Source organism: Thermovibrio guaymasensis (assembly GCF_003633715.1).
GTDB lineage: Bacteria > Aquificota > Aquificia > Desulfurobacteriales > Desulfurobacteriaceae > Thermovibrio > Thermovibrio guaymasensis.
Window position 1 is genome coordinate 79,826 of record NZ_RBIE01000002.1, and the last position, 21,991, is coordinate 101,816.

General features: G+C 43.5%; 23 protein-coding genes. 14 read left to right on the forward strand and 9 right to left on the reverse strand.

The features are described 5' to 3' along the window. The first annotated feature begins 11 nt into the window (after window positions 1-11). From rpiB to C7457_RS05605, 12 genes are all read left to right on the forward strand, one after another. A complete protein-coding gene (rpiB, locus tag C7457_RS05550; protein ID WP_121170897.1) occupies window positions 12-467 on the forward strand; it encodes a ribose 5-phosphate isomerase B in 456 nt (151 codons plus the stop codon). Further along, the gene (locus C7457_RS05555) at window positions 468-1,724 is read left to right on the forward strand and encodes a serine hydroxymethyltransferase (RefSeq protein ID WP_121170899.1); all 1,257 of its coding nucleotides are present in this window, start codon (window positions 468-470) and stop codon (window positions 1,722-1,724) included. Between the two features lie 113 nt (window positions 1,725-1,837). Next, entirely contained in the window at window positions 1,838-3,817 is a 1,980-nt protein-coding gene (locus tag C7457_RS05560; RefSeq protein ID WP_121170901.1) for an EAL domain-containing protein, read from the forward strand. Between the two features lie 41 nt (window positions 3,818-3,858). Continuing rightward, complete coding sequence (gene hisD, locus C7457_RS05565; protein WP_121170903.1) at window positions 3,859-5,184, forward strand: histidinol dehydrogenase; 1,326 nt, start codon at window positions 3,859-3,861, stop codon at window positions 5,182-5,184. Beyond that, the gene (locus C7457_RS05570; RefSeq protein ID WP_121170905.1) at window positions 5,185-6,120 is read left to right on the forward strand and encodes an aspartate carbamoyltransferase catalytic subunit; all 936 of its coding nucleotides are present in this window, start codon (window positions 5,185-5,187) and stop codon (window positions 6,118-6,120) included. Beyond that, window positions 6,117-6,452 (forward strand): cytochrome c3 family protein, encoded by a 336-nt coding sequence (locus tag C7457_RS05575; protein WP_121170907.1) that lies wholly within the window; start codon window positions 6,117-6,119, stop codon window positions 6,450-6,452. The genes C7457_RS05570 and C7457_RS05575 overlap by 4 nt, the downstream gene beginning before the upstream one ends. Further along, window positions 6,449-7,726: a dihydroorotase gene (locus C7457_RS05580; RefSeq protein ID WP_121170909.1), complete on the forward strand. Its 1,278-nt coding sequence runs from the start codon at window positions 6,449-6,451 to the stop codon at window positions 7,724-7,726. Before C7457_RS05575 ends, C7457_RS05580 begins: the two co-directional genes overlap by 4 nt. 12 nt (window positions 7,727-7,738) lie before the next feature. Beyond that, the gene (locus C7457_RS05585) at window positions 7,739-8,623 is read left to right on the forward strand and encodes an SDH family Clp fold serine proteinase (protein ID WP_121170911.1); all 885 of its coding nucleotides are present in this window, start codon (window positions 7,739-7,741) and stop codon (window positions 8,621-8,623) included. An 8-nt stretch (window positions 8,624-8,631) separates the two neighbouring features. Continuing rightward, window positions 8,632-9,123: a CarD family transcriptional regulator gene (locus C7457_RS05590; protein WP_121170914.1), complete on the forward strand. Its 492-nt coding sequence runs from the start codon at window positions 8,632-8,634 to the stop codon at window positions 9,121-9,123. Beyond that, window positions 9,120-10,097 (forward strand): PIN/TRAM domain-containing protein, encoded by a 978-nt coding sequence (locus C7457_RS05595; RefSeq protein ID WP_121170916.1) that lies wholly within the window; start codon window positions 9,120-9,122, stop codon window positions 10,095-10,097. The genes C7457_RS05590 and C7457_RS05595 overlap by 4 nt, the downstream gene beginning before the upstream one ends. Next, window positions 10,094-10,801, forward strand: coding sequence for a 2-C-methyl-D-erythritol 4-phosphate cytidylyltransferase (gene ispD, locus C7457_RS05600; protein ID WP_121170918.1), 708 nt, complete (start codon window positions 10,094-10,096; stop codon window positions 10,799-10,801). The genes C7457_RS05595 and ispD overlap by 4 nt, the downstream gene beginning before the upstream one ends. A gap of 16 nt (window positions 10,802-10,817) precedes the next feature. After that, complete coding sequence (locus C7457_RS05605; RefSeq protein WP_121170920.1) at window positions 10,818-11,462, forward strand: Crp/Fnr family transcriptional regulator; 645 nt, start codon at window positions 10,818-10,820, stop codon at window positions 11,460-11,462. Here C7457_RS05605 and C7457_RS05610 read toward each other — a convergent pair. Together C7457_RS05610 and cooS are read right to left on the reverse strand one after the other, a co-directional pair. Further along, window positions 11,451-11,768 carry a nitrous oxide-stimulated promoter family protein gene (locus tag C7457_RS05610; protein ID WP_121170922.1) on the reverse strand — a complete coding sequence of 106 codons (318 nt, stop codon included), beginning with the start codon at window positions 11,766-11,768 and terminating at the stop codon, window positions 11,451-11,453. The genes C7457_RS05605 and C7457_RS05610 overlap by 12 nt on opposite strands. 72 nt (window positions 11,769-11,840) lie before the next feature. Continuing rightward, window positions 11,841-13,781 (reverse strand): anaerobic carbon-monoxide dehydrogenase catalytic subunit, encoded by a 1,941-nt coding sequence (gene cooS / locus C7457_RS05615; RefSeq protein WP_121170925.1) that lies wholly within the window; start codon window positions 13,779-13,781, stop codon window positions 11,841-11,843. A gap of 137 nt (window positions 13,782-13,918) precedes the next feature. On the opposite strand from cooS, the gene C7457_RS05620 reads away from it, so the two are divergent. Beyond that, the gene (locus C7457_RS05620; RefSeq protein ID WP_121170927.1) at window positions 13,919-14,281 is read left to right on the forward strand and encodes a NifB/NifX family molybdenum-iron cluster-binding protein; all 363 of its coding nucleotides are present in this window, start codon (window positions 13,919-13,921) and stop codon (window positions 14,279-14,281) included. Between the two features lie 105 nt (window positions 14,282-14,386). Here the strand turns inward: C7457_RS05620 and sfsA are convergent, their stop codons facing one another. From sfsA to C7457_RS05640, 4 genes are read right to left on the reverse strand one after another with little or no spacing between them, the layout of a single operon-like run. Next, entirely contained in the window at window positions 14,387-15,088 is a 702-nt protein-coding gene (sfsA, locus tag C7457_RS05625; protein WP_121170929.1) for a DNA/RNA nuclease SfsA, read from the reverse strand. Further along, window positions 15,066-15,713 carry an alpha-ribazole phosphatase gene (cobC, locus tag C7457_RS05630; protein WP_121170931.1) on the reverse strand — a complete coding sequence of 216 codons (648 nt, stop codon included), beginning with the start codon at window positions 15,711-15,713 and terminating at the stop codon, window positions 15,066-15,068. Before cobC ends, sfsA begins: the two co-directional genes overlap by 23 nt. A gap of 13 nt (window positions 15,714-15,726) precedes the next feature. Next, a complete protein-coding gene (gene gltA / locus C7457_RS05635) occupies window positions 15,727-17,142 on the reverse strand; it encodes an NADPH-dependent glutamate synthase (protein ID WP_121170933.1) in 1,416 nt (471 codons plus the stop codon). Continuing rightward, on the reverse strand, window positions 17,142-17,984 hold the full coding sequence (locus C7457_RS05640; protein WP_121170935.1) for a sulfide/dihydroorotate dehydrogenase-like FAD/NAD-binding protein: 843 nt from the start codon (window positions 17,982-17,984) through the stop codon (window positions 17,142-17,144). The genes gltA (C7457_RS05635) and C7457_RS05640 overlap by 1 nt, the downstream gene beginning before the upstream one ends. 152 nt (window positions 17,985-18,136) lie before the next feature. Here C7457_RS05640 and gltA (C7457_RS05645) point away from each other — a divergent pair, with 152 nt between their 5' ends. Beyond that, window positions 18,137-19,570, forward strand: coding sequence for an NADPH-dependent glutamate synthase (gene gltA, locus C7457_RS05645; RefSeq protein ID WP_121170937.1), 1,434 nt, complete (start codon window positions 18,137-18,139; stop codon window positions 19,568-19,570). Window positions 19,571-19,592: 22 nt separating this feature from the next. Here gltA (C7457_RS05645) and C7457_RS05650 read toward each other — a convergent pair whose 3' ends face one another. Genes C7457_RS05650 through C7457_RS05660 form a run of 3 tightly spaced genes read right to left on the reverse strand, consistent with a single transcriptional unit; the run spans window position 19,593 to window position 21,991 of the window. Beyond that, the gene (locus C7457_RS05650) at window positions 19,593-20,144 is read right to left on the reverse strand and encodes an RNA methyltransferase (protein ID WP_121170939.1); all 552 of its coding nucleotides are present in this window, start codon (window positions 20,142-20,144) and stop codon (window positions 19,593-19,595) included. A 34-nt stretch (window positions 20,145-20,178) separates the two neighbouring features. Beyond that, window positions 20,179-21,687 (reverse strand): ABC1 kinase family protein, encoded by a 1,509-nt coding sequence (locus tag C7457_RS05655; RefSeq protein WP_245939601.1) that lies wholly within the window; start codon window positions 21,685-21,687, stop codon window positions 20,179-20,181. Continuing rightward, the gene (locus C7457_RS05660) at window positions 21,662-21,991 is read right to left on the reverse strand and encodes a phasin family protein (protein ID WP_121170941.1); all 330 of its coding nucleotides are present in this window, start codon (window positions 21,989-21,991) and stop codon (window positions 21,662-21,664) included. Before C7457_RS05660 ends, C7457_RS05655 begins: the two co-directional genes overlap by 26 nt.

A 21,991-nucleotide genomic window follows, 5' to 3' on the forward strand; every position in this document is an offset into this window, starting at 1 on the left:
GGAGGTTGGAGATGAAGATAGCCCTTGCCTGCGATCACGGAGGTTTTAGGCTCAAAGAGGTAATTAAATCCTACCTTGAAGAACTGGGAATTGAGTACGTTGACTACGGAACTTACTCTGAAGAATCGGTTGACTATCCAGACTTTGCCTATAAAGCGGCCAAAGGAATAGTAAACGGAGAGGCCGACAGGGGAATCTTTATCTGCGGAACCGGCATAGGGATATCAATAGCTGCGAACAAGGTTAAGGGAATAAGAGCAGCTTTATGCTACAACGTTTACGCAGCCGAAATGAGCAGGCGCCACAACGACGCAAACGTCCTGTGTTTAGGAGGCAGAGTAATAGGGGATGAACTTGCAAAGAGGATAGTGAAGGCGTGGATTGAAACTCCGTTTGAGGGAGGAAGACACGAAAGGAGAGTAAATAAGATATCTGAAATTGAGAAAAACGAATGGGAGGATAGTTAAATGAAGCACCTTAAGAGCGTTGACCCTGAAATTTTTGAGGCCTTAAAGTGTGAGTACAGGAGACAGAATGAGCACCTGGAACTGATCGCTTCTGAAAACTTTACTTCCCCAGCAGTTATGGAAGCCCAAGGAAGCGTTCTAACAAACAAGTACGCTGAAGGGTACCCGGGAAAGCGCTACTACGGAGGTTGTGAGTGCGTTGACGTTGCAGAAAGGTTGGCAATTGAAAGGTGTAAGGAGCTCTTTAAAGCTGAGCACGTCAACGTTCAGCCCCACTCCGGTTCCCAAGCAAACCAGGCCGTTTATTTAGCAGTTTTAAAACCAGGAGATACGATTCTCTCAATGAACCTCTCCCACGGAGGACACCTTTCCCACGGCTCTCCAGTCAACATGACCGGAAAGTACTTCAACGTAGTTCAGTACGGGGTTAGGAAGGATACAGAAACTATAGATTTTGACCAAGTGTACCAGCTCGCAAAGGAGCACAAGCCTAAGCTGATAATATGCGGCGCTTCAGCCTACCCAAGAGTTATTGACTTTGACAAGTTCAGGGAGATTGCCGATGAGGTCGGAGCTCTCCTCCTTGCAGACATTGCCCACATTGCCGGCCTTGTGGTAGCAGGTCTCCACCCCTCCCCCATTGAGGCTTGCCACTTCGTAACGACGACCACCCACAAGACACTGAGGGGACCAAGGGGCGGAGTTGTAATGTGTAAAGAGGAGTTTGCAAAAGATATAGACAAGGCCGTCTTCCCCGGCCTCCAGGGTGGACCACTTATGCACGTAATTGCCGCAAAGGCCGTTGCCTTTAAAGAGGCCCAAACTGAAGAGTTCAAGAAGTATCAAGAGCAGGTAGTTAAAAACGCTAAAGTAATGGCAGAAGAGCTCCAGAGGCAGGGCTTCAGGCTAGTTTCCGGAGGAACAGACAACCACCTAATGCTAGTTGACCTTACAGATAAGGGAATAACAGGAAAAGAGGCAGAAGCAGCCCTTGGTAGAGCAAATATTACAGTTAATAAGAACACGATTCCTTTTGATACGAGAAGTCCTTTTGTTACAAGCGGTATAAGAATTGGAACTCCTGCAATAACGACAAGAGGAGTAAAAGAGGACGAAGCCAGGAGAATCGCCCAGCTTATAGCCAAAGTCTTAAACAACATTAACGATGAGAAAGTCATTGAGAAAGTTAAGTCTGAAGTTCTTGAAATTTGTACAAAACATCCTTTGTACCCTGAACTAAAAGATCTTTACTCTTAAAATTTGAAGGAGGGGATATCCCCTCCTATTCCTCTCTTAAATCTCAATTATCCCCTTTCCAAAGGTTTTAAAAAGAGTTATCTTAAATTAAATGATTCTTTTAGGGGGAAGGGATGAATAGTAAAAACTTAATAAAGAAATCAGCCCAAAAAGCAAGTGAAGAATTAATAAAAAATCTCTCTCTAATAAGCTATTCAGAAATCTCAGAGAAGAAGGTAGAAAATATAAAAAAGGTAATTTTAAAATTCCTTAGCAAGGAACTAGAAGTTTCCGAAGCTATTAAAGAAATAATTAAAAACAAGCTACCTTTCTTCTTAATTCAAAAATTTATTGAAAATTTCAAGGTGGAACTCGCTAAAGAAATTGCAGTAGAAAACCCAGACTCTAAGGAAGAAACAAAAACGATTAAAGCTAAACTTCAAAATTTGGAAAATGAAATTGCAAAAGAATACCTAAAAATTAATATTGGAGAATTGGAAGATATAAAAAACTCTAAACTTAAAAAGTATGCCCTCTATAGAGCCCATGCAAATTACATAGAAAGGATAATTGAGTCCGTACGAAGAGAAGAATTATCAAAATTCCCACTCGAGAGCTATACAGAAAGCGATTTTAAGACAAGCATTTACTACCCCGAGAGTATAATGGCCTGCATGAACGCTTATTTATGTGATTACCTTGAAAACCTTGAAAAAGCTGTATTTAGAGCTGCAAAAGCTTTCTTTATCCTTTTGAAGAAAGGAAACTACACCGAAGGGCTCTTAGCATTTGGAGAATTAAAAGAGTTAGCACTAAAAGTCAGCCAGAAACTTGCAGAACTTTACTTTCAAGCATTTACAAAAGGAGATTCTAACTTTATAAAGTTAGTAGAGTATTTAAAAGAATTCTATCCAAAGCAATTCATTGCTGCTCTTGATTTTGCGGACTTAAAGAAACTGAACAGAACTCTTTCCGAAGCCAAGGTGGATAAAATCCTTGAGGAAACCGAAAAGGTAATCCAAAATTTTTTTGAAAGCCAGAAAAAAAACTATCTAGCAGTGAGGGGTATTAATCACAATTTTCTAATTCTAGGAGTAGGTATTGAAGAGGAGAAATTTGAAAAAGACATAAAAAAATTAACTGTTTTGCTAGAAAAAACTTTAAAGCAAATAGGCACAGAAGCACCATTTAGAGTTTATGGTTTCCTATTAGATGAACGCTTTGAAGGATTTGAAAATCGCCTTAATAATCTCTTAACTAAGCTAAAAGAGATTTCAAAAAAAGAAGAAAAACAAGTTTTCATTATTACAAATGAAGAGGGAATTGAAAAACTATTTAAGTGGCAAAAAGAACAGCTTAGAAAAATCTCATTTATAACAGGTAAAATCAATAACAACAATATAGAAATTGTTTTTCAACCCATAGCCGATAGCAAAACTTTCAATATAATAGCCCTTGAAACTCTATTTAGATTAAGGGATGGAGATTCTCTTGTACCTCCCGGGCTTTTTATAGATTTAATCTATCAATTCAACTTGATAACTAATATAGATAAAATTGTTCTTAAAAGAATTTTAGAGCAAAAAGATCTCGTAGCTTCAGTAACTACTAACTTGTTCATAAATGTAAGTCCTCAATCTCTTTCCTCGGTATCTTTCTTAAAGAAACTAGACAACTTTCTCAAAAAAATGGAAAACTTTTCCATCTTTTTAGAAATAACTGAGCAGAGACTCCTTGAAAATGCTTGTGAACTTAAACAAATTTCGAAAAAATATCCTAACCTTAAGTTCGCAATTGATGATTTTGGAAGTGGTTATTCCTCTTTTAAACTAGTAATAGACCTTGCAGAAAACAGAACTCTTGAAGTACTAAAACTTGATGGCTCTTTCACTAAAAAAATCTCATCAAGTCAATTCACAAGAAACGTAGTAAAAGCCATAGGTTCCCTTTCTAAGAACCTTGGAATCAAAACCGTTGCGGAATTTGTTGAAGAACCAGAGGCAGCAGAAATCCTAAAAAAAGAAGGCATTGATTTCCTTCAAGGTTATTTCATTTCAAAACCAAAAACTATTGAAGAAATAATCTACCAAGCTGAAAAGGTTAGCAACTTCTAACCCTGCTATAATTCTCTCAACTTCAAAGCAGGAGAAGAGGTATGAAAGTAGTTAACCTGAGGAAAGAAGGTTGGAAGAGGGAGCCGGAACTCGTAAGGATAAAGAACAGAGGACAAGGCCTTGAAAGTAAGTTCGCCCAGTCGGTCCTTGAGATAATAGAAAACGTTAGAAACTACGGAGACAGTGCCGTTTTCTCCTACGCCAAAAAGTTTGATAAAGTTGATTTAACTCCTGAAAACGTAAAAGTATCAGATAAAGAGGTAGAGGAGGCCTTTAAGAAAGTTCCCAAAGAGGTTGTAGAAGCCTTAAAGTTTGCCGTTGAAAGGGTAGAGAAGTTCCACCAGCACCAGAAAGAAAACTCATACTTCGTGACGGAGCCAGGAATAGTCCTCGGTCAGAAAGTAACCCCCCTTGAAAAGGTTGGAGTTTACGTTCCTGGAGGGAAAGCCGCGTATCCCTCTTCAGTAGTTATGAACGTCGTTCCCGCGAAAGTCGCAGGGGTTGAAAGGGTAGTAATGATAACCCCGGCAGTAGGTTCCCTTGAAATTAACCCATATACCCTGGTAGCTGCAAAGCTTTCTGGAGTTGACGAAATCTACAGAGTAGGAGGAGCTCACGGAGTAGCAGCAATAGCGTTTGGGACGGAAACTATTCCAAAAGTTGACAAGATAGTTGGTCCAGGGAACATCTTCGTTGCCCTTGCAAAGAAGTTCTTATTTGGAACAGTTGACATTGACATGGTTGCAGGCCCAAGTGAAATCCTCGTTATAGCAGATGAAACTGCAAACCCAGACTGGGTTGCAACAGACCTCCTCTCACAGGCAGAACACGACGAACTTGCAGGAGCCTTCTTAGTAACCCACGATAACCGTATAGCAGAAGAGACTGTAAAAGCAGTCCATGAAAAACTTAAAAGGTTAAAGAGAAAAGAAATAGCCGAAAAGTCAATAGAAAACTTTGGAACAGTATTCCTAACTAGAGACGTTTACCACTCTTGCCAAGTTGCAAACGAAATAGCTCCAGAACACCTTGAGGTCGCAACGAAGGAACCCTTTGCCCTTCTTGATTACATAAAGCACGCAGGAGCAATCTTCTTAGGCCACCATACCTGTGAAAGCTTAGGGGATTACGTCTTAGGGCCAAACCACGTTTTACCAACTGGAGGAAGTGCCAGGTTCTTCTCTCCTTTAGGAGTTTACGACTTCGTTAAGCGCTCATCAGTCCTCTACGTAAGCCAAGAAGGGTTTAATAGGGTATCTGGACCTGCAAGGGAACTTGCAGAGTGTGAAGGTCTTGAAGCCCACAGATTGGCTGTCGAAGTAAGGGAAGCTATTAAACTGGTTGCAAAAAGCCTTGAGAGGGTTTAGATGAAGAACCTCCTTTCCGCCGATCAGATAAGCAGGGAGCTCTTTAACGAAATCTACCTAACCGCCCTCTCGGTTAGAAGAGCGCTGAGGGAAGGAAGGAAGAAGTTCAACGTCCTGAGGGGAAAGTGCGTTGTAAACCTCTTCTTTGAACCTTCAACAAGAACCCGCTCCTCATTTGAGAAGGCTGGAAAGTTCCTCTCTGCAGACGTTATAAACATCTCAACGTCAGCTAGCTCTGTAAAGAAGGGAGAAAGCCTAATTGACACTGTTAAAAACCTTGACATGATGCACCCAGACATAATCATCTTAAGGCACCCCTGCGAGGGAGCTCCCTTTTTAGCACAGAAGTTCGTAGAGGCTTCAATAGTTAACGCAGGAGATGGAAGACACCAGCACCCAACTCAGGCGCTCCTTGACTGTGCAACCTTAACAGAACACTTTGGTTCTTTAGAGGGAAAGAGAGTAACAATACTTGGAGACATTGCAAACAGCAGAGTTGCCCGCTCAGATGCCATACTTTTAAGGGAATTAGGAGCAGAAGTATTCATCTACGGCCCATCACCAATGATGCCCAGAGTCCCTGAAGCCCTTGGAGTAAAGAGGTTAAACTCCTTTGAAGAGGTAAAGGAAATTTCAGACGCGGTAATTCTCTTAAGGATTCAGTTAGAGAGGCAAAATGCAAAGAAAACCTTCCCCTCTGTTAGGGAATACTCAGAGCTCTTTGGAATAAACAGGAGAAAGTTAGAAGAGTTAAAACCGGGAACCGTAATCCTCCACCCAGGCCCCTTTAACAGGGGAGTTGAGATAACGGGAGACGTAGCCTACAGTAAGAGGTCTTTAATCTTCCCTCAGGTTGAAATGGGACTTTCGGTAAGGATGGTAGTCCTCTCCCTCCTGTGCGGAAGGCTTGAAAAGTTAAGGGAGGAAATTCAATGAAAAGGAAAATAACGATAGGTATCCTCACACTTGCCACCCTTTTAGCAGGCTGTTTTGAGGGTGGAGTTTTAAATAAGGATTTAATCTTTAAAAGCGAAAACGGAAACGTTACATTCAGCCACGTTTACCATGTAAAGGTAAAAAAACAGCACTGCTCCTACTGCCACCCGAAACTCTTTAAGAAGAAGTTTGGAGCGGATAAGTTCACCATGAAAGACATATGGGAAGGTAAATTCTGCGGAGCTTGCCACAACGGCAGCAAAGCCTTCAGTGCAAAGGATCCCAAAAACTGCTCAAGGTGCCACAAACAAAAAGTTGGAGAGGCTAAATGAGGCTTTTAATAAGGGGAGCTAAAGTTATTGACCCTTTTCAAGGGATAGAGGGTAGAAGGGAAATCCTTATAGAGAACGGAAGGATAGTAAAGATCTCAGAAAGGATAGATAAAGTAGAAGCTTCCCAGGTAATTGATTTAGACGGTCTAATTTTAACTCCCGGTTTAATAGACCTCCACTCCCACTTAAGGGAGCCTGGTCAGGAGTGGAAGGAGGACATAGAGAGCGGTTCAAACGCTGCAGTTGCCGGCGGAATAACTTCAGTCTGCTGCATGGCAAACACCCAGCCGGTTAACGATAACCCCTCCGTTACAAGGTACATAATTGAAAGGGCAAGGGAAGTTGGCCTCTGTGACGTCTTTCCGGTAGGAGCTATAACGAAAGGCTTAAAAGGAGAGGAGCTTGCAGAGATAGGATTAATGGTAAAGGCAGGAATAGTTGCCATCTCGGACGATGGGGAGACTCCAAGGGATAGCAGAGTGTTAAGGAACGCAATGGACTACGCTAGGAGCCTAGGAATTCCCGTATTTACCCACTCAGAGGATAAGACTCTCTCTGCCGGCGGCCATATGAATGAAGGTTACCTATCAAGTCTCCTCGGCGTTCCGGGAATGCCTAAGGAAGCAGAAGAGATAGGAACTGTTAGAGACCTAATAGTGGCAAAACTAACAGGTGCCCATATCCACGTTTGTCACGTCTCCACAAAGGGAGCTCTAAAGGCCATAGAAGAGGCTAAAAAGGATGGAGTAAGAGTTACCTGTGAGATAACTCCCCACCACTTTACACTAACTGAAGAGGCAGTAAAGGAGTTTGATACAAACGCAAAGATGTGCCCACCTTTAAGGGATAAAGAGGACCTTTCAGCCTGCAGAGAAGCTTTAAAAAACGGTACTGCAGATGCAATAGCAACGGACCACGCTCCCCACTCGGAGGACGAAAAGAGCGTTGAGTTCTGCGCCGCTCCCTTTGGAATAATCGGATTCCAGACTCTTCTTCCCCTATCCCTGAACCTAGTTAGGGAGGGCTACCTCACACTCTCCCAAATGGTTGAGAAGCTATCAACTAACCCTGCAAGGATTATTAGGAAGAGGGATATAGGAAATCTGAAAGAGGGAAGCAGAGCAAACATTACAATCTTTGACCCAGACGAGGAGTACACATTAACAGAAGAGTTAATCCTTTCAAAGAGTAAGAACAGCCCCTTCCTAGGCTGGAAGTTAAAGGGAAGAGTGAAGTTTACCATCTATAATGGTAAAATCGTATATAAATCCTAAACTGGAGTTACTATGGCCCAACCAACACCTGCACCGGGAATTAGCTTCTTTGACATATTCTGGCTTCTAATCATCTTCTTCTCCCTCTGGCCCCTCTTCCAGCAGAAAAACCTTGAGTGGGCAAGGTTAAGACTCATAAGGGAAATTGAAAAGAAGAGGAAATCAAGAGTAATAACGATGATTCACAGGCAGGAACGCCTTGCCCTTATGGGATTTCCACTTGTAAGGTTCATAACAATTGAGGACTCTGAAAGGGTCCTTAGGGCAATAAGAATGACTCCAGACGATATGCCCATAGACTTCATAATTCACACACCTGGAGGACTTGCCCTTGCAGCAACTCAGATAGCATCAGCCCTTGCTAAACATAAAGCCCCAGTAAGGGTAATAGTCCCCCACTACGCCATGAGCGGTGGAACGCTCATAGCCCTTGCCGCAGATGAAATAGTAATGGATGAAAACGCCGTCCTGGGACCACTAGACCCCCAACTCGGCCAGTTTCCTGCACCTTCAATAGTAAAGGCAGTTAAGGAAAAGTATCAGGAAGGTAAAGGAAGCATTAAAGATGAAACTTTAATACTTGCAGACGTTGCAGAGAAAGCTTTAGTCCAAATGAAGAGCACAATCTTAAGAATCTTAACTAAAAAGGGGCACGACGAGAAAAAAGCAGAGAAAATTGCCGAACTTTTAACTTCAGGCTACTGGACCCACGATTACCCACTTACAGTTGAAGTAATAAAAGAGCTCGGGCTAAACGTTTCAACCGACGTTCCAAAAGAGGTTTACGAACTTATGGAGCTCTACTACCAACCGGTAGGTCAGCCTTCAGTCCAGTACATTCCAATCCCTTACGGAGAACCTAAGAAAGGGGAGGTACCAGTTAGAAAACCGCATTAGGAGCAGATATGTTTAAAGTAGGAGACAAAGTGGCATATCCCCCCCACGGAGTAGGAATAATTGAAGGGATGGAGGAAAGGGAAATAGGGGGGAGAAAGATACTCTACTACAGAATTAACCTAGTTGGAAAGAACATGTCAATTCTAGTTCCTGAAACCGGAACTGAAAGTAGCGGAATAAGGCCGGTACTCTCGGAGGAGGAAATAGAGGAGATATTCAACTACCTTTCTGAGGTTCCAAAAGGTATAAGTGAAAAGTGGACGGTAAGACACAGACTTAACGTTGATAGGTTAAAAACGGGGGACATTAAAGAGCTTGCCACGGTAGTAAGGAACCTTTCCTACCGTTCTAAGGATAAAGAGCTCTCCTACTCTGAAAAGAGGATGTTTGAAGAAGCTTTCAATAAACTCTCTGAGGAAATTGCCCTTTCACTGGGAGAACCTGTAAGGAAAGTAAAGCAGAAAATAAGGAAAATCCTCAGAGAGGTTAAGAAGTCGTGAGTAAAATTATTGGGGCCTTCTTCCTAGCCCTTATTGTAATCTACCTAATAATCTTTAAAAACTACGGTTTCACCTTAACCCAGTCTCTAATCCTCGGAATCTTCATAACCGCTGCAGCTTTCCTCCTCTATCAGTTCATCCTGAGGAAGAAAATCTCTGTTAAACTAATACTCCTCTTTTCAGCCGGATTTTTCCTAGGCCTTTGGCTTGCAAAGGGTATAACCCTTTCCCTCTACTCTCTATTTACAAACTTCCCCTACCTTCAGGAAATTCTCTTTATAACTCTTCCATACCTCTTTGGACTGCTCGCCGTTGAAATAGGGAGGAAAAAGCCCTTAACGGAAATTTTGAAGGAGGAGAGCTCCCTCTACTGCACACCTAAAGTCCTTGACACAAGTGCAATAATAGACGGAAGGGTGTACGAAATTGCAAAACTCGGCTTTATAGAGGGAAAAATAATAGTTCCAAGGTTCGTCCTTGAAGAACTCCAGAACCTTGCAGACTCAACAGACCCGCTGGTGAGAACTAAAGGGAAAAAGGGTCTTGAGATAGTTACTAAGATCAGGACTTTAGAGAAACCTCCAGTTGAAATCTACGAAAGGGACTTTCCGTGGATTAAAGAGGTTGATACAAAACTCGTAGAACTGTGTAAGAGGCTAAAGGCAAAACTCATAACAACAGACTACAACTTAAACAAAGTGGCAACAATAAAGGGGGTAGAGATACTCAACATTAATGACCTTGCAAATGCCCTTAAACCGGTTGTGGCAGTTGGAGAAGAACTCGTAATTTTCCTAGTAAAGGAAGGAAAAGAGAAAAACCAGGCTGTTGGCTACCTTGACGACGGAACAATGGTAGTTGTTGATAACGCAAAGCACCTTATAGGACACAAAGTTAAAGTAGCAGTAAACAACATACTCCAAACCTCAGCAGGAAAGATAATCTTTGGAAGGTTGAAAGAGGTAGTAAAGTGAGAGTTGCAGTAGTGCCGGCTGCCGGAATAGGAAGGCGGTTCGGTGGGAAGAAACAGTTTTTCAAAATAGGCGGTAGAGAGATCCTAGAGTATCCCTTAAAGGTTCTCAACAAGAGTGACCTGATAGACGGGATAATACTAGTTCTCCCTCAGGAGGATTTAAAGAGAGGAGAAGAGCTAAAGGAAAAGTTCCCAAAACTCCTTAGGGTAATTCCCGGAGGGAAGGAGAGACAAAGCTCGGTATACAGAGGGCTTCTTGCAGCAGAGGAGTTCTCTCCAAAAGAGGTTATCGTTCACGATGGAGTAAGGCCGGTAATAGAGCTTTCAACTATAAGTGACATGGTGATAGCCCTTTCAGACTACCAGTCGGACGGTATAGTTCTAGGAGTAAAGCCAAAGGAAACGGTTAAAGAGGTGGAATCACCACTAGAACCTGGAGATTTTATCGTTAAGAGGACCTTAAACAGGGATAAGCTAATTCTGGTTCAAACTCCTCAGCTCTTTAAGTTCAGAGTTCTTCTAGAGTGCCATAAAAGGGCTGAGAAAGAGGATTTCTTTGCAACAGATGATGCAGCGCTCCTTGAGAGGTACGGATACACTGTTATATCTATTCCTGGAGACTACAGGAACTTAAAGATAACAACTCCCGAAGACCTAAAAGTTGCAGAGCTCTTTTTGAAGGAGATTGGAGCCATTCCAGATTAATTTCCTAGGAGAGAAGATGGAGCTCCTAAGAGAAGTACCCCTCTTTTCAGAACTATCCCAGGAGCAGATTAAAGAGATTACCTCAATATCCTTAGTAAAGAAGTACACAAAGAACCAAACTATCTTCTCTCCGTTTCAAAAAGGCGAATACTTCTTCATTCTAAAGAGGGGGAAAGTAAAAGTCTATAAAACCTCAAGAGATAAGGAGCAGATAATAAGAATCTTTGACAAGCCAACCATGTTTGGAGAAGCAGCAAGTTTTACCGGAAAGAACTTTCCGGCATGGGCAGAAGCTATTGAAGACTCTGAAGTCATACTAATACCAAGGAGGGACTTCCTATCCCTCATAAAGAGGGATCCAGAAATAGGAATGAAGCTAATGTCTGTAATGGCACAGAGGCTCGTTTACCTAACTAACGTTATAGAGAGCCTGTCCCTTAAAAACGCCCTTTCAAAGATCTCCTTATACATACTGAGGAAATCTGAGGAGGAGGGGCAGGAAGTAGAGTTCAGTACAAACCTTGCAGCCATGGAGTTAGGACTTACAAAAGAAACGGTTTCCAGAATGCTCAGCAAACTCAAAGAGATGGGAATTATTGAAAAGGATAGGAACAGAATAAAGATTAAAAAGCCCCAGGCACTGAGGGAACTATCCCTTTAGTACAGGTAGTTTCTCCCTAAGCTCATGAACTATCCACCCAAAAGGGTCGTAAATTAAAAGCCTTGGTCCACTAAAGCGCATAATCTCCCTTACTTTCTCCTTCATTAAGGGGCTGTAGCAGTGGATGGGGCACTTTTTGCAGGTGGGCTTTCTATCTCCAAAGGGACAGTTATCTAACCTTTGATAGGCGTACTTCAGTAAGTTTTGACATTGAGGGCAGAGCTCCCCCTTTTTACTTCCATGCTTCTTCCAACAGTAAATTTCAACCATCTTCCTAATAGTTTCTTTCTCTCTCTTCCTTGACACCCTTCCTCCTAATTTAAAAATCCCCTCCAGGAGGAGGGGATAGCTACGGGAGGGAGATAGGAGATAATATCCCTATATTCCAAGGAGATCTCTTTTCTTCATTATATGCTCCTCAATTCCGTCTGCAGCCTGAACCGGATCATCACCAACGGCAATCTTACCGCCTGTAAGTCCCTCAACTTCTTCGGTTAAAAGTTTAACAACCTTATCAGAACCTGTAACTGGTGGAACGGGGGAGATGTGGGTGTAAAGTCCCATAGCAACGGCTGAGAAACCGTCAATAACAGCCTTCTGCTCCATGTATTCAGGTGCGGTAACGGCAACAGGAAGCTGTGACGGATCTACCCCAAGGGCGTTGGCAATTGCAACAACCGTCATAATAATCCTTCCGGTATCTGTACAAGTACCAAAGGAAAGAACCGGTGGAATTCCTAAAGCCTTACAAACTCCTGCTAACTTCGGTCCTGCATACTTATCAACTGCCTCTAGAGTTTCAAGACCGGCCTTCTGTAAACCGGCATTTCCACAACCTGCACCGATAACTAGGATATCCCTCTTTATAAGCTCCTTGGCAATCTGAACCGTCATTGAATCCTGGGGACCGTTTCCGAGGGAAGTACAGTTAACAAGGGCAACAACTCCTTTAATGTCACCGTTCTTAATAACCTCAAGTAGGGGATCAAGGGAACCACCAAGGGCATTAACGATAGCTTCAGCAGAGAATCCAACGATGGCCTTCTGCCTAAACCTGCTAACGTCCTCCTTCTGCCTATTTCTCCTCTCCTTGAAGTTCTCAATCGCTATCTTAATTATCTCCTCAGCAATCTTAGATTCATTTCCAGGTTCATACTCAAGTCTTATGGAACCTGGAACGCCGATAATGTTTGAAACAGCAACAAGCTTAAAGTTGTACTTATCAGCATACTCCTTTAGGTTTGCAAGGGAACAGTTCATATCCATAACGAATGCGTCAACGGCACCTGTTGAAAGGAAGTACTCAATTGAAATCCAGTTAGAAGTAAGACCTGCAAAGACATCACCACACTCTAAGCGGGCCATCATCTCCTGACCTGTTTCAATTGAACCTACAATCTTAAGCCCTTTAGCTCCTGCTTCCCTGGCCATTTGCTGGAACTTCTCATCCTGAGCCAGCTTAACGAGTGCCATTCCCACAAAAGGTTCGTGACCATTTGGGAGGATATTAACGTAGTCTGGATCTAGAACGCCAAAGTCAACTGTACACTCGTGAGGATTTGGAGTTCCGTAGAGGGCATCTTGAATCATTTCAAGGGGAACAAGAGCTCCAAAGGCTGAAGCAACACCGTTCCTCAGTGCTGCAAGGGCAAGGCTGATATAATCTCCGTCAATGTTTGTCATTGAGCGGGCAACAGAGTCAACAAGCTCGTTCATAGGTCCTTTAGGCATAATACCTAACCTTTTAAAGACCTCCTTCCTGCTCTCAGGAGCTAGTTTCTCTACGAAAACAGAGGTTTTATTCTCCGCTAAGCTCTTTAAAACCCCCTCTGCAACAGCTTCTGCCCTCTTATCAAGAGGAAGTGAAGTATCAACTCCTAAAACTTGAGCCAGGGCATCTATCTTTGAAGGATCCTTAATCTCATAAACTGTGTTACCCTTTGCAGTCTCAAGGAGAGTAAGGGCCGCCTCTCTACAGTGGTAGGTATAGGCAGCAAGTCCCATGTTGGCCTTAATGAGCATGTTCCTCATAACTATACCGTGGGCGTCAATACCACAAACTCCTCTGGGAGTCTTTGAAGTTATACGGCAGGGACCCATTGAACAGAGTTGACATGAAACCCCTTCCTTACAGAACTTACACCTTACCTGTTCCATTGCCTCAAATCTGTCTGCAACGTTTGAAAGGCCCGCCTCTTTAACTTTGGTGTACATGTAGTTAACGCTTTCGTGGAAAGAGGGCATCTTAATGCCTATCTCCTTAGAAAGGCCTTCTGGCTTCTTTTCGTTGTTCTCGCCTTTTTTGAAGAATCCGAACATCTTTACCTCCTGAAATTTCTGTTTGCACTTTTTAGTTTAAATGGAGGTAGCCGAAATATCCTTGACCTAAATCAAAAGAAGGACATTATTTAAATAGAGTTTAAATTTGAATTTAAGAATTAAATTAGGAGGCTAAAATGAAGATAGCAGTTCCCGTCCTTGAAACTGAAGTTAAAGGAAGGAGATTAATAAACGCTCACTTTGGAAAATCAAACTTCTTTGCGATTGTTGATACAGAAACGGGAGAAGTTGAATTTGTGAAAAACCCAGCAAACAACGTTCAAAGGGGAAGGGGAATGCAAATTGCCCAAATGCTGAAAGAAAAGGGCGTCAAAGCTGTTTTAGTTAAAGAGATTGGAGCAGGTGCCTTTGACAAACTAAAGAACGTTGCAGGAATAGAAGTTTACTTAGTCCCAACGGTAGTTAAGTTCCTTGATGAAGCAGTTAACCTGTTTAAAGAAGGGAAACTCACGGAGCTCTCAGAACCTAACGAAGGTTAAAAGAGCCCCCACCCCAGGGGGCAGCCCAAATTTAGAGGAGGGAGAGATGGAGCATCTGGGTTGGGAATAATATACCAGTAGTCCTCAGATGGCAAGTCCTCTACATCAAACGGGAACTTCCCCAATAACTCTAACTTCACCGCTTAGAGGGTGAAGGGAAAGGTTAAAGGCAAAGAACTCTACCCCTGAAGCTTTGGCCCTCTCAAAAGCTTCGCTAAAGGCAGGGTCTGTTTTTGAGTTTGGACGGAGCTCTGAACACCTCCTAAAGGCCAAGAAGAGAACTCCCGCCCTGTAGCCCTTCCTTTTAAGTGCAATTAACTCCTCAAGGTGCTTCCTTCCCCTCTCTGTTGGAGCATCGGGAAATAGGCAGGTTCCGTTAACTACCAAATTGCACCCTTTAACTTCAAGATAGAAGTCCTTATCAATTAAAAAGTCTATTCGGCTCTTTCCTACCTTAACTTCCCTTAAGACCTCTTTAGGTCTAAAGCCTAAGTAACCCTTTTCTATCAGCCTTTGAGCAATCTTTGAGTGAACCTGAGTGTTTATTAAGATCCACTCATAAGACTTCTTAACGGCAACAACTTTATAGTCAAGCTTCCCCTTGGGGTTTGGAGCAAGAAGGAGAGGAGAGGAAGGAGTCAGGAGCTCCCTCAATCTCCCCGTATCTGAAAGGTGAGCTTTTTTAAGCTCGTCCCCTACCTTCACCAGCACAACGAAGCGATTTAACCTCTCTACGAAAGTTCCGGTTAAGAGCTCCCCAAACTCCTCCTTAAGGTCTAAAAGTTTAAAGGGACTTTTGAACCTCAAAGTCTATTTCCTTTCCAAGGTGACCTGTAGCGTTTGCAACGTGAACAATAACCTTCTTAGTCTCAGGATGATACTCAAGGACCGTAATTCCACAGTTTGCCTGCTTAAATGCCCAGAACTTATCAAGGTCTGTTCCAAGGAGATAACACATAAGGACTTTGTTGGTAGCATCGTGACCGACTATAATAATCAAATCCTCATCGGAATGTTTACTAACAACTTCCTCAAAAGCCTTTACAGCCCTATCGTAAACGTCCTTTAAAGATTCCCCTTCCGGCATTTTAACTTGACTTGGCTTCTCCCTCCAGAGCTTTAAAAGTTCTGGATACTTCTCCTCAACTTCACTTGCAAGCATTCCTTCCCACTGGCCGTGGTCAATCTCCTTAAAGCCCTCCTTAACCTGAACTTCTAAACCGTGGTGCTTTGCAATTTCAGATGCAGTATCCTTACACCTTGAAAGAGGGCTTGAATAGACAGCCTTAACGGGGAAATCCTTTAGAGCTTCCCCAACTTTCCTTGCCTGTTCCCTTCCCTCCTCGTTTAAAGGGATGTCCATCTTTCCCTGATACCTGCCTTCTGCATTCCAAACGGTCTTACCGTGTCTAACAAGTATTACCTTTGGCATTTCACCTCTCCTCTCATTTTGTGGAGGAGGAATTATAACCTTGAGTTAAGTACTTATGAATTGACTTGGCAGCTTTCCTCCCGTCTCCCATTGCAACGATAACCGTTGATCCTCCCCTTATCGCATCACCACCGGCAAAGACCCCAGGAAGGTCTGTCATAAAGGTTTCTGGGTCAACAATGATCTCTCCCTTCTTCCCCCTCCTAATCTCTTTAACGCCATCAACAACAACAGGGTTAGGCCCTTGACCAATTGCTATAACAACAGAGTCAACCTCAAGGATAAATTCACTTCCGGGAATTGGAACCGGCTTCCTCCTTCCTGACTCGTCGGGTTCTGAGAGCTCCATCTTTATACACTCAATCCCCTTAACCCAACCCTCTTCACCGACAAACCTTAAAGGAGAAGTTAAAGTCTTGAAGATAACCCCCTCTTCCTTAGCGTGGCGAACTTCCTCAACCCTTGCAGGCATCTCTTTCTCACTTCTCCTATAAACTACGTAAACTTCCTCAGTATCAGGAAGCCTTACAGCAGTCCTTGCAACGTCCATCGCCGTATTACCACCGCCTATCACTGCAAGCCTTTTACCTGCAAAGACGGGAGTATCGTACTCTGGAAACTCGTAAGCCCTCATAAGGTTAACTCTCGTTAGGAACTCGTTTGCCGAGTAAATTCCATTAAGGTTGATTCCCTCAACGTTTAAAAGGTATGGAAGTCCGGCTCCCGAACCTATAAAGACGGCGTCAAACTCTTCCAAAAGTTCATAGATAGTGGCAGTCTTTCCGACAACAAAGTTAAGCCTTATCTCTGCCCCCATCTCCTTTAAGAATTCTAATTCCCTCTGGACAGTCCCGTTCGGCAGGCGGAACTCTGGAATTCCATAGATCAGAACTCCCCCAGGTTCGTGGAGGGCCTCAAAGATTACAACTTCGTGGCCGTACTTCAACAAGTCTGCAGCACAGGCTATACCGGCAGGGCCGGAGCCTACAACGGCAACCCTCTTTCCGCTCTTTTCCTTTATCTCAAACTTCTCGTAGCCAACGCTTGCCTCGTGATCTCCTGCAAAGGCTTCAAGGGCTCCAATTGCCACAGGATCTCCAACCTTACCAACGACGCAGGCCCCCTCACACTGAATCTCCTGGGGACAAACCCTACCGCAAACTGAGGGCATTATATTCTCTTCCTTAATCTTCCTTGCAGCTTCAACGAACTTCCCCTCAGCTATGAGCTTTATGAACTGGGGAATTGGAACGTTAACGGGGCAGGCATCAACGCACGGAGAGTGAGGACACTGAAGACACCTCTTTGCCTCTTCAACTGCAAGCTGAGGGCTGTAGCCTATCTTAACTTCCTTAAAATCCTTTATCCTCTTTAAAGGCTCCCTCTCAGGAACGGGAACCCTAACCTTCCTTATCTCCTTTTTAGCCACTACTTCCCTCCACAACCACAGTGTTTTTCCTGGAACCTTCTCATGGCAATCTCTTCTTTGTCCCTAAACATCCTTAACCGGTTCATAAGCTCATCAAAGTCAACCTGATGGGCGTCAAATTCAGGACCATCAACGCACGCAAACTTCACTTCTCCCCCAACAGTAACCCTACAGGCACCGCACATTCCGGTTCCGTCAACCATAATCGGATTAAGAGAAGCAACCGTGTAAATTCCGTAAGGCCTGGTCAACTCCGCAACAGCCTTCATCATAGGAACAGGCCCAGCACATATAACCGCATCTACTTTATCCTTCTCAATAACCTCCTTTAAAGCATCGGTAACCAGTCCTTTCTTACCGTAAGAACCATCGTTAGTTGTAATGATAAGGTCATCCGCCATCAACCTCATCCTATCTTCCCAGAAGATCAAATCCTTACTCCTAAAGCCCATAATTACCGTTAACCTATTGCCAGCCTCCTTAATTCCCTTACATATGTGGTGAATCGGAGCCAGGCCAAGACCTCCACCTACTGCAACAACGTGTCCCCACTTCTTTATTTCAGTAGGTTTTCCAAGGGGACCGACTATATCCCTCAGGGAGTTTCCTTCCTCAAAACAGGAAAGGTGGTAAGTACTCTTACCGACTCTTTGAACCATTAGAGTAACGGTTCCTGATTCAGGATCAACATCGGCAATCGTAAGGGGAATCCTCTCCCCTCTAGAAACAACTCTAACAATTACAAACTGGCCGGGCTTAGCCTTCCTTGAAATTTCAGGAGCCTCAACGACGAACTCGTCAACCCCCTTTGCCAGTTCCCTCTTCTCAACAATCCTGTACATTGCACACCTCAAGTTTTACAAATTTTCCGAGTATCTTAACACGATTCATTGATTTATTAATTTTATTATAAAGTAACAAAGATTTTAGAACTTTTTTACAAATTTTTAACAAGTTTGTAAAATTTAGCTATAAAACTTCCAGGAGGAAGGTAATGAAGAAAAGGCTTGACAGATGGATGGATAGGATGCCAATGCCGGTTCTTCCACCAAACGTTAGAAAGAGGGTCTTCAATGAGTACGTTCTAGGCTACGGCCACACAGCCGCAAAGGATGAGTCTCTAAGGTGTTTACTCTGTAAGACTCCAACGTGCATGGACTCATGTCCCGTAAACAGCAGAATACCTGAGTGGATTGAGGCAATTCAAAAAGAGAAGGTTAAAGAGGGATATAAGATCTTGAGAGAGAGAAACCCTTTTAGCTCCGTGTGTGGGAGGGTTTGTCCTCAGGAGAGACTGTGTGAAAGTAGCTGTATTCTCTTAAGGAGAAAAGACGGGGAATCAGTGGCTATAGGTGGCCTTGAAAGGTTTATAGCAGATAACGTGAGAATGTACGGAAACAGCTGGGTTGATGAAAAAGAGTGTGAAGATACAGGAAAAAAAGTAGCCATAATAGGTGGAGGACCTGCAGGCCTTTCAGCTGCATACTTCTTAGCAAAGAAGGGACATAGAGTAACGATTTTTGAAGCCCTGCCTTACCTTGGTGGAGTTATGAGGTACGGAATTCCTGAGCCCAGACTTCCAAGGGAAGCCCTTGATTGGGACATAAACCTGATACTGAACCTAGGAGTTGAGGTAAAGACAAATACGGTTGTAGGAGAGGATATCAGTCTAGATGAAATAAGGAAGAACTTTGACGCTGTCTTTATAGCAGTAGGCTCTGGAAGGGGAAAGAAGATGAATATTCCCGGAGCAGACCTAAAAGGGTGCTACTCGGCAATCGGCTTTCTAATGAAAGTTAATACTGGAGAGGTCCATCCCCTCCTTGCACCTGATAGAGAGGTGGAGCTCCCCCAAGGTAAGAGGGTAGTAGTTGTCGGAGGAGGCTTTACAGCTGTAGACTGTGCCATTGTAGCAGTAAGGCTTGGAAATGAAGTAGAGATAGTTTACCGGAGGACCAAAGACTCATCCTCTGCAAGGGAAGACGAGTGGGAGATGCTTGAGGAAGAGGGAGTTAAAATAAACTGGCTAACTCAGCCCATTGAAGTTATAGGAAACGAGGAAGGAAAGGTTAAGGCAATTAAGTGCATAAAGATGAAACTGATTCCACAGGAAGGTAGAAGACCAAAAGTTGAACCGATTGAAGGAAGCGAGTTTGAGATACCCTGTGACGTTATAGTATTTGCCGTTGGTCAGGGAGATAACCCAGTTGCCTATAAAGACGTTGAAGGACTTAAGATTGATAAGTGGAACAACCTTTCAACTGTAGATGAAGAGTTCAGGACAAACGTTGAGGGAATCTGGGCAGGTGGAGACGTAGTTAACGGAGGAGACTTGGTAGTAACTGCGATAAAGCACGCCCAAGTTGCATCAAGGTCAATCCACAAGTATTTGACAACCGGGAAGTGGGAATATAAGGAAGAAAAGTAATTATAGGGGGGCAGATTGCCCCCTACCTTCCTAAAAGTCTATCAAGGATTATTGAAGCAGCAGAGCGAACTGAAAGGTGGTTGTAATCGGTAGGACCAACAATCGGTTCTAAAACGTAGTCTGCACTCTCCATAAACTCTTCAGTCAATCCCCACCCGGTTCCAAAGCAGATTATTAAGTCCTCTCCTTTTTCAATCTTCTCCCTTAACCTAGAGAAGGAGATAGCGTTTTCCCTCTTCCTTGCAGTGGTAACAACTACTTTCGGCCTTACTCCGTCAACTTCCAGAATGTGACTTAAGGCATCTTCAAAGTAAGGAACAGCTTTAACTATCTTTAAGGCTTCCCACCTCTTTGGGTTATACTCCCTGCCGTGTCCACCTTGCCAGAAAGATAGGAGTTTGTTTGCAAGCCAAAGGTGGTTCTCTATTGGCTGAACTACGTAGTAGCGCTTTACCCCATAGGTCCTTGAAGCCCTCGCTATGTCGTGAATGTCAAGGGTAGTTAGGGAAGTAGCTACAACCTTACCGCTCTTGTTGTAAACTGGGTAGTGAAGGATCGCAGTGTAAACAGCCATACCTCTTCTCCAGAAATTTTGAGAAATTATAGCCTTAACGGGAAAGCTTATTTACGATTAGGACGGTGGGAATGTAGAAAAGGAGGAGTTTCGGAGAAAAGACGAGAGTAACAGAGAAGCCCAAAAGGGCCATTCCCCAAAAGATTTCCCTGTAACTCCTCCTCTCCCTCTTTAAAGAGCTCCTTAAGAGATTTGGAAACTCATCAACGAGCTGAGCGTAGTTCATAGAAAGAGTAGTTCCTGCCCTCTTTAAGAATGAGAGGAGAACTTTTGGGGCAATCTTCTCCAAATAAGGCTTCAGCAGTGGAGGAAGCCTGAAGTCGGGGTAGATCATCCTTGCTATTGACTCAGTATGGGCTATTGTTTTCATTAAAGTAACGAGCTCCTCAGGAAGGACAACTTTAAACTTCCTTGCAGTTGAGAGCTCCTCATAGAAGAGCTTCTCAGCGTCTATCTTAGAAAGGGGTTTGTTGTAGTACTTATCAAGGAAAATGAGAATCTCTCTCTTTAAGAGCTTCTCGTTCAGGTTCTCCGGAAGGGCTCCTATCCTCCTAAGGGAGCCGACTATAAGGTCTGGGTCCCTATTCATAACCCCCAAGGAAAAGAGGAAGAACTCGTAAAGGGTATCAGGAGAGAACCTTCCAATTATCCCAAAGTCAACAAATGCAAAACGACCGTCATTTAGCAGGAATATGTTTCCAGGGTGAAGGTCTCCGTGGAAAACTCCAAGCTCAAAGACCATTCTGTTAACCGCCCTAACGAACTTCTCAGCAAGCTCCTTCCTCCTTTCCTCAGGCAGGTCAGTACTTCCCAACTTCTTTCCACGGATAAACTCAGATACCAAGTACCTCCTTGAAGTGTAATCCCAGAAGACCTCAGGAACGTAAAATGAAGGCTCTTCCTTTGAGAACTTCCTAAAGAGCTCCATGTAGGCGGCTTCCTTTCCAAGGTCAAGCTCGTCAAGGAGCATTCTTTCAATTTCCTCAACGATTTGGGGAAGTCTGAAGTCCTTTAAGGGAGGGTAAATAGAACACAAAAGCTTAACTATGAGCTTAAGGATTGATACGTCCTCTTTTATTAGCTTCTCAGCATGAGGTCTTACAACTTTAAGGGCAACTTCCTTCCCGTCTTTTAGGAAAGCTCTATGAACCTGAGCAACAGAACCAGAACCTATTGGTTCAGGCTCAACGTAGGAGAAAAAAGTCCTCAGCTCAGGATAGGCTTCAAGGATTTCCTTTAGAGGCTGGGGAGGAACCCTATCCTGGAGTTTTTCAAGCTCCTTAACAAAATCTGCAGGGAGTACATCAATCCTCGTTGATAAGAGCTGACCGACCTTTATGAAGGCTCCGCCCAAACTCTCAAGTGAAAGCCTTAACCTTACAGGAGGAGGGTATGATAGGAGCTCCTTCTTATTCCAAAAAGGAAGTGAAATTAGAAAGGCACCAAAAGGAGTAAGGTATCTGGAAACCTCCTCGTAAAAACAGAAGTAAAGGGAGGAGAGGACCTCCCAAAGCCTCTTAAGGCCCCTCATTTCCTTTATCAATAGATGCTTTAATCTCCTCTAATTGAGCTCTTAAACTCTCCACCTCCCTCTTTAGCTCCTCAAATTCTTCTCTAGTAACCAGGTTCATCTCCCTTACAGCTTTCTCCACTTCCTTTGCAATCTCTTCCTTCTTACTGATTAGTAATTTCTTTAGATCTTCAAGAAACTTCTTCCCCTCCTCCTCAGAGAGCTTTCCCCTTTCCTCAAGCTCCTTAATCATCTCCTCCACTTTCTCAGAAACCAGCGAAATGAAACCGATCTGGAGGAGAGCCAGCTTCTTAACAATTTCAGCAGGTCCTTTCAT